This is a genomic window from Anabaena sp. 4-3, assembly GCF_001597745.1.
Taxonomy (GTDB): Bacteria; Cyanobacteriota; Cyanobacteriia; order Cyanobacteriales; family Nostocaceae; genus Trichormus.
Genome location: NZ_LUHJ01000025.1, coordinates 1 through 1,343, shown reverse-complemented (window position 1 = coordinate 1,343; position 1,343 = coordinate 1). Strand labels below are relative to the sequence as shown.

The window sequence follows — 1,343 nt, the reverse complement described above, 5'->3', positions numbered from 1 at the left end:
AATTGACAACTCCCCGCCGTAGAACGGCGGAGATTCTTCCTTCACCCAACATTGCCTCTAAAAGCAGTGCCTTTAGATGGTCTTACACGTTGTCTAGAAGCAGTAGCGAGATGCCCTCCCGCCACGCCAGTTGCTCTACGACGGAGACCGTCAAGACCGCACTGGCGCAAAATTCGTAAACCTTCGTCTCTAATATTCACCGCAGCATTAATATCCCTGTCATGTATTGTGTGACATTTAGGACATTGCCAGCTACGGATATCTAAACTGAGATTATCTAGTTGATGCAAGCAGTTACTACAAGATTTTGAACTAGGGAAAAATCTGTCTACCTCAATATAGGTTTTCCCTTCCCATTCTGCCTTGTATTTCAACATGGTGCAGAATTGACCCCATCCAGCGTCACTAATTGATTTAGCTAGTTTGTGGTTCTTGACCATATTCTTAACTGCTAGGTTTTCTACAACTATGACTTGGTTCTCGTCAACTAATTTACGACTTAGTTTGTGTAGAAAATCTTCACGGCATCTAGTAATTTTCGTGTAAATTTTAGCAACTTTAATTCTTGCTTTGTTACGATTGCTAGACCTTTTTTGTTTGCGGCTAAGTTGTTTTTGTTTCTTGACTAACTTGACCTCATATTTGCGGTAATATTTGGGGTTGCCATGTTTAGTCCCATCAGATGTAATAGCGTAATGGTTAATTCCCATATCTACGCCAATAGCTTTACCTTCTGATGATAGAGATGGTTTATCCTTCCCACTGTCATATAGACAAGCAGCGTAGTATTCACCTGATGGAGTCAGCGATACAGTAATAGACTTTAATTTACCTTCAGGTAATCGAGATACTTTGCAGTAGACTTTGCCTAGTTTTGGAAGCGTCAGATTGTCGCCATCTAGTTTTATTCCTTGCGGAAATCGAATAGATTGTTTTTGACCTTTGTTTTTGAAATTGGGGTATTTAGCCCGTCTCTCAAAAAAATTCAAGAACGCACTAGACAAATCTAAGGCTACTTGTTGCAAGCATTGAGAAGGTGGCTCTGTTAACCACTCATATTCTTTCTTCAGGGATGGCAACAAATTAATTATCTCGTTGCGACTTAACCCCTTACCTGTTGCCTTGTAGGTTTCGCTTGTTAAGTTAAGCGCATAGTTGTAAAACCAGCGTACACATCCAAACGACTTAGCAAGTAGTCTTACTTGCTCCCCTGTCGGATAGATTCTGTACTTGTAGGCTTTTAACATTGCGCTTACCAAACTGCATTAACTATGTTAAACTAAATTCGTACTAATGTAAAGTCCCCCTGGAAGGGGGAGGTTTTAAACCCATTTCTCTGATAA

The 1,343-nt window shown here is 40.5% G+C and carries 1 protein-coding gene; it reads right to left on the bottom strand.

Going from position 1 to position 1,343, the window contains the following annotated elements:
- Positions 1 to 41: 41 nt before the first annotated feature.
- Positions 42 to 1,247, bottom strand: coding sequence for an IS200/IS605 family element RNA-guided endonuclease TnpB (gene tnpB / locus A3775_RS06570; RefSeq protein ID WP_066424308.1), 1,206 nt, complete (start codon positions 1,245 to 1,247; stop codon positions 42 to 44).
- Positions 1,248 to 1,343 lie beyond the last annotated feature (96 nt).

Coding starts and splice junctions, on each gene's coding strand:
- tnpB (WP_066424308.1), bottom strand. CDS start 1,247: ATGTTAAAAGCCTACAAGTACAGAATCTATCCGACAGGGGAGCAAGTA.